Annotated in this window: 6 protein-coding genes; 4 read left to right on the top strand and 2 right to left on the bottom strand. The window is 70.4% G+C overall.

Annotation, left to right across the window (positions count from 1 at the left end; translation table 11 throughout):
• Window positions 1-204 precede the first annotated feature (204 nt).
• Window positions 205-1,101, top strand: a complete 897-nt coding sequence (locus Cte04_RS17155; protein WP_066481018.1) for a LysR family transcriptional regulator — start codon at window positions 205-207, stop codon at window positions 1,099-1,101.
• A gap of 9 nt (window positions 1,102-1,110) precedes the next feature.
• Here Cte04_RS17155 and Cte04_RS17150 read toward each other — a convergent pair whose 3' ends face one another.
• Both Cte04_RS17150 and Cte04_RS17145 read right to left on the bottom strand, forming a co-directional pair.
• On the bottom strand, window positions 1,111-2,124 hold the full coding sequence (locus Cte04_RS17150; protein WP_066481041.1) for a Bug family tripartite tricarboxylate transporter substrate binding protein: 1,014 nt from the start codon (window positions 2,122-2,124) through the stop codon (window positions 1,111-1,113).
• A gap of 111 nt (window positions 2,125-2,235) precedes the next feature.
• Window positions 2,236-4,719: a heavy metal translocating P-type ATPase gene (locus Cte04_RS17145; protein WP_066481013.1), complete on the bottom strand. Its 2,484-nt coding sequence runs from the start codon at window positions 4,717-4,719 to the stop codon at window positions 2,236-2,238.
• A 266-nt stretch (window positions 4,720-4,985) separates the two neighbouring features.
• On the opposite strand from Cte04_RS17145, the gene Cte04_RS17140 reads away from it, so the two are divergent.
• The 3 genes from Cte04_RS17140 to Cte04_RS17130 all read left to right on the top strand — a co-directional run bounded on the left by Cte04_RS17140 (window position 4,986) and on the right by Cte04_RS17130 (window position 7,491).
• Entirely contained in the window at window positions 4,986-5,708 is a 723-nt protein-coding gene (locus Cte04_RS17140; RefSeq protein ID WP_066481011.1) for a glutathione S-transferase C-terminal domain-containing protein, read from the top strand.
• A 127-nt stretch (window positions 5,709-5,835) separates the two neighbouring features.
• Window positions 5,836-6,897: a pirin family protein gene (locus Cte04_RS17135; protein ID WP_066481010.1), complete on the top strand. Its 1,062-nt coding sequence runs from the start codon at window positions 5,836-5,838 to the stop codon at window positions 6,895-6,897.
• Between the two features lie 108 nt (window positions 6,898-7,005).
• Window positions 7,006-7,491 (top strand): FKBP-type peptidyl-prolyl cis-trans isomerase, encoded by a 486-nt coding sequence (locus Cte04_RS17130; RefSeq protein ID WP_066481007.1) that lies wholly within the window; start codon window positions 7,006-7,008, stop codon window positions 7,489-7,491.
• The last annotated feature ends 107 nt before the right edge of the window (window positions 7,492-7,598 follow it).

Raw genomic sequence — 7,598 nt, 5'->3', positions numbered from 1 at the left:
GCAGCGCGGGGGCGTTCGGGGATGTCTTCATGGTGTCTCCTGCAATGGGAATGGTTGTAGTGGTCGGGAAATAGGGCGCAAACCCTTGCGGGCCATGCGCGGCACACTATGCTTGCGATAGCGGCCCGGACTGCGCATTGTGGTCGCCGGCCGCGGAAGGCGTCCAATACTGTTTGCGTCTGAACTTGATATGAAATTCGTTTTATGGATCTGCGCCGCCTGACCTGCTTTCTGGCCGTGGCCGAGGAGTTGAACTTCAGCCGCGCGGCCCAGCGCCTGCACATGAGCCAGCCGCCGCTGAGCCAGCAGATCCGCCTGCTGGAGCAGGAGATGGGCGCGCAGCTGTTCGAGCGCTCGCGCCGCGCGGTGTCGCTGACGCCGGCCGGCGCGCTGCTGCAGGACAAGGCGCGGCAGATCGTGGCCCTGCACCAGCAGGCGGGCGAACTGTGCCGCATGGCGGCCTCGGGCCTGGCCGGGCGGCTGCGCATCGCCTTCACGGCCTCGGTGCCGCTGTTCGCGCAGTTCTCGCGCATGCTGGGCGAATTCCGCCAGCGCTATCCGCAGGTGGAGTTGGACCTGCAGCACATGACAACGGGCGAGCAGATCGCGGCGCTGACGGCGGGCCAGATCGACGTGGGCTTCATGCGCCCTTCGCCGGCCTTCCGCATCCCCCTGCCCATCCGCGAGCAGACGCTGTGGCGCGACGAACTCATGCTGGCCCTGCCTGCGGCCCATGAGCAGGCGGCGGCGGGCACGCCGCTGGCGCTGCGAGCCCTGGCCGAACAGCCCTTCGTGCTGCACCCGGCCGTGCTCGGCGGCGGATTGCACGAGCACATCCTGGCGCTGTGCAGCGAGGCCGGCTTCGTGCCGCGCATCGCCCAGCCCGCGCGCGAAACGGCGACCATGCTGGCGCTGGTGGCGGCGGGCCTGGGTGTCTCGGTGGTGCCCAGCGTCTACGAGCGCATCTGCCCGCCGGGCGCGGTGTTCCGGCCGCTGGCCGACGCGGCCCGCCATTCGCGCATTGCGCTGGTCTGCCGCCAGGACGAAAGCGCGCCCTGCGTGCAGATGTTCTGGCAGCAGGTCTGCGCGGAGCGCGACTGAGGCGGCCCCTCAGTCCGCGCGGATGCGCGCGGCCTGGATGACCTCGGTCAGCTCGCGGGTTTCGGCCTGGATGAAGCTGGCGAACTGGGCCGGCGTGCCGCCCTGCAGCGTGGCGCCCATGTCCGACAGCGTCTGGGTGACGGCGGGCGTGGCCAGGCTCTTGTTCAGCGCATCGTTGAGCGTCTGGATCACGGGCGCGGGCGTGCCCCGGGGCGCCACCAGGCCCCACCAGACCGTGGCCTGCACGTCCACGCCCTGCGATCGCGCCGTGGGCACCCTGGGCAGCAGCCGCGAGCCGTCCTTGTTGAGCACGGCCAGGGCGCGCAGCGTGCCGTTGTTCACATGGCCGGCCACCTCCAGCGGATTGATGGCCATGAAGTCCAGACGCCCGCCCAGCAGGTCGGTCACGGCCATGGAGCCGCCCTTGTAGGGCACGTGCACGGCCTCGAAGCGGGCCGTGTGCTCCAGCTGTGCGCTGGCCATGTGGCCCGAGCTGCCCACGCCGGCCGTGCCGTAGGACAGTCCGCCGGGCCTGGCCTTGCCTGCGGCCACGAGATCGGCCAGGGTGCGGTAGGGCGACCTGGCGTTGACCACCACGACCAGCGGCGCCTCGGCGATACGGCCCACGGGGATCAGGTCGGTGGCCGGGTCGAAGCTGAGCTTGGCGTACAGCGCCTTGTTGGTGGTCAGCGTGTTCGAGGCCGCGAGCAGCGTGTAGCCGTCGGGCGTGGCGCGCGCCACGGCGCCCATGCCGATGTTGGTGCCGCCACCGGGCTTGTTGTCCACCACCACGGGCTGGCCCAGCGCATCGCTCATGGATGCGGCCACCAGGCGCGCGACGATGTCCACACCGCCGGCGGGCGCGTAGGGCACGATGACGGTGAGCGGGCGCTGCGGAAAGCCGGCGGCCCGGGCGCCCGGACCCAGGCTTGCCAGGCCCAGGCCGATCAGCCCCAGGGCCTGGCGGCGGTTGCGCAAAGGATTGCTGAGAGAAGAGGCGGCGGCATTCGGCAGGCGGTGCATGCAGGTCTCCATGAAGGTGTTGGCTGTCAGCCGGACATGCTACGGGCCAAAGCGGGCGCCGGCCGCCCGGCGGCATAAGCAGATTTGCGTATGCGCGGCAGGAAAGAGGGCCTACCTGCGGCCGCGGTAGGCGAGCAGCCGCAGCGCGTTGAAGACCACCAGCAGCGTGGAGCCTTCATGCACCGCGACGGCGGCGCCGATGCCCAGCCCCATGATGGTGGCCGGCACCAGCACGGCCACGATGCCGAGGCTGACGAACACGTTCTGGCGGATCACGGCGCGGGTGTGGCGGCTCAGCCCCACGGCGAACGGCAGATGCCGCAGGTCGTCGGCCATCAGCGCGACATCGGCGGTCTCCAGCGCCACGTCCGAACCGGCCGCGCCCATGGCGATGCCCACCGTGGCATTGGCCATGGCCGGCGCATCGTTGACGCCGTCGCCCACCATGGCCACCCGGGTTTCCCGGCGCAGCCTGCGGATGGCCTCGACCTTGTCCTCGGGCATCAGGTCGCCGATGGCCTCGTCCAGGCCCACCTGCTCGGCAATGGCCCGGGCCACCTTGCTGTGGTCGCCCGAGATCATGATCATGCGGCTGATGCCCAGCTCCCGCAGCTGCTGCAGGGCCTCGCGGGCCCCGGCGCGCGGCGTGTCGAGCAGGCCGATGGCGCCCAGGTCGCGGCTGCCCCGGCGCACCGCCATGGTCGTGCGGCCGCTGTCGCCCAGGCGCCCGATGGCCGCGCGCGCCGCATCGCCCAGCGGCGCGACGCCGTCGCTGCCGAACATCCCGGCCTTGCCGATCCAGACCGTCTCGCCGCCCAGCCTGGCGGTCACGCCGCGGCCGACGAGGTTCTGCAGGCCCTCGGCCGCTTCGGGCGGCTGGCCGCCCAGGCGCTGCAGCCCGTCGCGCACAATGGCCGCCGCCAGCGGGTGGTCGCTCAGGGATTCGACGGCCACGGCCACGGACAGCAGCTCTTCCTCGGTGGCGCCGTCGGTGGGCACGATGTCGGCAATGCGCGGCCGCCCTTCGGTGAGCGTGCCGGTCTTGTCGAAGGCCATGGCCGTCAGCGCACCCAGTTCCTCCAGCGGCGCGCCGCCCTTGATCAGCACGCCGCTGCGGGCCGCGCGCGCAATGCCCGACAGCACCGCGCTGGGCGTGGCGATGGCGAGCGCGCAGGGGCTGGCGGCCACCAGCACGGCCATGGCCCGGTAGAAGCTCTCGCGGAAAGGCTCGTCGACCACGACCCAGGCGAACAGCAGTAGGAACGACAGGCCCAGCACCACGGGCACGAAGATGCGCTCGAACCGGTCGGTGAAGCGCTGCGTCGGGGACTTGCGGGTCTCGGCCTCGCCGACCATCCGGACCACCCGGGCCAGCGCCGAGTCGCCCGAGCGCCGCGTGACTTCGATCTCGATAGCGCCGGCGCCATTGAGGGTGCCCGCGAACACGCGCGATGCCGCGTCCACGGCGTCGGGCCGGGCCCGGGCGGCCGCGGCGTCCGCAACCGGATGCTTGTCCACGGGAATGCTCTCGCCGGTCACCGGCGCCTGGTCGATGGCGGAGCTGCCGGCGACGATGAAGCCGTCGGCCGGCAGCCGCTCGTTCGGCCGCACCAGCACGATGTCGCCGACTGCCAGCTGCTCGACGGGAAGGCGCTGCGTCTGTCCGCCGCGCCTCACCGTCGCGGTCTCGGGGGCCAGCTGCGCCAGCGCCTCGATGGCACGCCTGGCGCGCCCCATCGCATAGTGCTCCAGCGCATGGCCGAGGCTGAACAGGAACAGCAGCAGCGCGCCTTCGGCCCAGGAACCGAGCGCGGCCGCGCCCGCGGCGGCGACCAGCATCAGCGAGTCGATCTCGAAGCGCCGCAGCTTGAGGTTGTCGACGGCCTCGCGCAGCGTGTAGAAGCCGCCGAAGGCATAGGCCAGCACGAAGCAGGCCAGCGGCGCCCAGGACGGTGCCGACGTCGCCCAGCGGGAGATGGCCGCGCCCGCGCCCAGCAGCACGCCGCAGGCCAGCGCAAAAAACATCTCGGTATTGGGGCCGAGCAGGCCGCCATGCGCGTGAGCATGATCGTGGCCGTGGCCGCCTTCTCCGGGGGCATGGCGATGACCGGCTTCGCCGTGCGCTGCCGCGGGCGGCGCGGCCCCGGCCTGCTGCGGGGTCACGCCCAAGCCGGCCAGGGCGTCCAGCAGGGCCGGCTCGCCGGTCAGCCGGCGGTCGAAGTCGATATGCACCAGGCCCGTCGCGCTGGCCTGGGCCTGCAGCACGCCGGCCAGGCCCTGCAGATGGCCGGTCACGGTTTCCGCGCGCCGCGGGTGGCCTATCCCTTCCATCTGCCACAGCACATGCGCGAAGCGTTCGGCGATGCGGGCGCCGGCGGCCTGGGCCAGCTCGCGGATGCGGGCCAGCGGCAGGGCCTGCGGATCGAAGTGGATGCACAGCTGCGCCGGTGCGTCTCCTGCGGCTTCGCTGACATGGACCCTGTCTATGCCCTGGCGGCCCTGCAGGTCTTGCAGGAGCCGCTTCACGACGGCGTCGTGCGCGTCGGGAAACTGGGGCAGCACCAGGGGGATGTCGAGGCGGAGCTTGTGGGTCATGGAGGTTCTTGCGTTCGGCGGCAGGCCTGTTGGCCTCTGGCGCACCAGGGACATGCCGCCTGGGGCAGGCTTGCCGGGGTGCGTGGAAATGGCTGGCCCCATGCTCCTATCGAACGGCCCGGCCCGATGTAGGGTGGGGCCAATATTGCAGGTGCGTCCAGGCGTCGTGCCGCCGCCGGCCGCCGGCATGGACCCTGCGCCATGGCAAGAACGCCTTGCTTTTCAGCTGCTTATATGATGAATGGATTGATGAGGAACCCTGAACGATGACACAGCATCCGCAACTTGCCGACTACTCCGTCACGCGCAAATGGCCGGCCCGGCATCCCGACCGCATCCAGCTGTATTCGCTGCCCACGCCCAACGGCGTGAAGGTGTCGATCGCGCTGGAGGAGATGCAGCTGCCCTACGAGGCGCACCTGGTCAGCTTCGAGACCAACGACCAGCTCACGCCCGAGTTCGTGGGAACCTTCCCCAACAACAAGATCCCGGCCATCATCGATCCGCAGGGCCCGGGCGGCAGGCCGCTGGCGCTGTTCGAGTCCGGCGCCATCCTGATCTACCTGGCCGAGAAGAGCGGCAGCCCGCTGCTGCCTGCCGATCCCGTGGCGCGCTACGAGACGCTGCAGTGGCTGATGTTCCAGATGGGCGGCGTGGGCCCCATGTTCGGCCAGGTCGGGTTCTTCCACAAATACGGCGGCAAGGACTACGAGGACAAGCGCCCGCGCGACCGCTACATCAACGAATCCAGGCGCCTGCTTGGCGTGCTGGAGCAGCGCATGCAGGGCCGCCGGTGGATCATGGGCGACGGCTTCACGATTGCCGACATCGCCATCTGGCCCTGGGTGCGCAACATCTCGGCGGCCACGGGCTACAACGCGGGCGAACTGGTGGGCTGGAGCGGCTTCCCCGAGCTGCAGCGCGTGCTTGCGGCCTTCGAGGCGCGGCCGGCCGTGCAAAAGGGCCTGAACATCCCGCCGCGCGGCTGACGCGGCGCCCCGGCGTTGCAAAGGCGCGGGCCACTGTCCCAGCCATGATGTCTTTCAATGCGGGCTTTTGCCTGCATATTCTTCCCATCGGGCCTGGTCTGCCGCCAGCCCCCCCAAGGAGAACGACATGACAAGCACCCGCAAGCCCATCCTCGAGAGCGCGCCGCTGGGGCCGCGCTGGCCCTGCCTGGACCCGTTCCTGTTCTGCGCCCACCACGACGATGCCTATCCGGCCGGGGACGGCAGCCTGGGCGTGCAGGCCGTGGAACTCGAGGGCCGCGAAATGGGCAGCGACTTCAGCGCCAGGGACGGCTTTTCGATGTACCACGGCGACAGCGTGCCCGGCTTTCCGGGCCACCCGCACCGCGGCTTCGAGACCGTGACCCTGGTGCGCAAGGGCCTGATCGACCATTCCGACTCGCTGGGCGCGGCCGCGCGCTTTGGCGGCGGCGACGTGCAGTGGCTCACGGCCGGCAAGGGCATACAGCATTCGGAAATGTTCCCGCTGCTCCACAGCGACAGGCCCAACCCGCTGGAACTGTTCCAGATCTGGCTGAACCTGCCCGCGCGCAGCAAGATGGTGTCCCCGCACTTCACCATGTTCTGGAACGAGCGCATTCCGCGCCTGGAGCATGCCGATGCCGACGGCAGGAAGACCACGGTGACCGTGGTGGCCGGGGAGCTGCCGGGCGCCGGCCGGCCGCTGGCGCCGCCGCCCGAATCCTGGGCTTCGCAGCCCGAGGGCGACGTGGCCATCTGGACACTGGCGCTGGAGAGCGGCGCGCGCTGGACCCTGCCGCGCGCCCGGGGGGCCGAGACCCACCGCATGCTCTACTTCTTCGTGGGCCAAAGCCTGCAGATCGCCGGCCAGGGCGTGGACAGCCACCAGGCCCTGCACATCGATGCGCAAAGCGACCTGGAGCTGGTCAACACCGGCGGCGACCTGGTGGAACTGGTGCTGCTGCAGGGCCGGCCCATCGGCGAGCCCGTGGCCCAGTACGGCCCGTTCGTGATGAACACGCAGCAGGAGATCATGCAGGCCATGCAGGACTACCGCCGCACCCGGTTCGGCGGCTGGCCCTGGAAGTCCGACGATCCCGTGCACGGCAGCGAATGGCGGCGCTTTGCGCGCTATCCGGGCGCGCAGCACGACGATCTGCCGCCCGCGGCGTTGGAGGCAGCGCGCTAGCGGGCCTGAAAGAACCGCCTGCCGGCGGGGCTTCAATCGCTGACACAATGTCGGCCTGACCGCCACGATCCCGGGTCGTGGCGGCTTTGTTTTGACTGGACGCATGCCATGAACATCACCAAAGACACCGCCGTCACCATCCACTACAAGATCCACGAACTGCTCAAGGGCGGCGTCGCCGTCAAGCTGCTCGACAAGGGCGACGTGGCCTATCTGCACGGCGGCTACGACAACATCTTCGCCAAGGTGGAGCAGGCGCTGGACGGCAAGCAAAAGGGCGATGCCGTCACCGTGGACCTGGCCGTGGAAGACGCGTTCGGCGAGCGCGACGAAAGCCTCAAGCGCACCATTCCCAAGGGCGAGTTTCCCCCGGGCGTGAAGGTGGGCGGCCAGCTGCGCGGCACCAACGACCAGGGCCAGCCCCAGATCTACAACGTGGTCAAGATCAAGGGGCCCGTGGTGCTGCTGGACGGCAACCATCCGCTGGCCGGCATGGCGCTGCGCTTCAGCTGCGTGGTCGGCGACGTGCGCGCGGCCACGCCCGAGGAAATCGAGCACCGCCACGTGCACGGCGGCCACGGCCACCACCATTGAGCCGCAAAGGCGCGCCGGCCTGCGGCGTGCCCCTGCCCGAAAAAAAGCCGCCGTCCTTCTTGGCAGGCGGCTTTTTCATGCTCCTCTTACGGGAGCTGCTGGCGCCG

Source organism: Comamonas terrae, assembly GCF_001544075.1.
GTDB classification, from domain to species: Bacteria; Pseudomonadota; Gammaproteobacteria; order Burkholderiales; family Burkholderiaceae_C; genus Comamonas; species Comamonas terrae.
This window is presented reverse-complemented; position numbering and strand designations above follow the sequence as displayed.

Coding starts and splice junctions, on each gene's coding strand:
- Cte04_RS17130 (WP_066481007.1), top strand. CDS start 7,006: ATGAACATCACCAAAGACACCGCCGTCACCATCCACTACAAGATCCAC.
- Cte04_RS17155 (WP_066481018.1), top strand. CDS start 205: ATGGATCTGCGCCGCCTGACCTGCTTTCTGGCCGTGGCCGAGGAGTTG.
- Cte04_RS17150 (WP_066481041.1), bottom strand. CDS start 2,124: ATGCACCGCCTGCCGAATGCCGCCGCCTCTTCTCTCAGCAATCCTTTG.
- Cte04_RS17135 (WP_066481010.1), top strand. CDS start 5,836: ATGACAAGCACCCGCAAGCCCATCCTCGAGAGCGCGCCGCTGGGGCCG.
- Cte04_RS17140 (WP_066481011.1), top strand. CDS start 4,986: ATGACACAGCATCCGCAACTTGCCGACTACTCCGTCACGCGCAAATGG.
- Cte04_RS17145 (WP_066481013.1), bottom strand. CDS start 4,719: ATGACCCACAAGCTCCGCCTCGACATCCCCCTGGTGCTGCCCCAGTTT.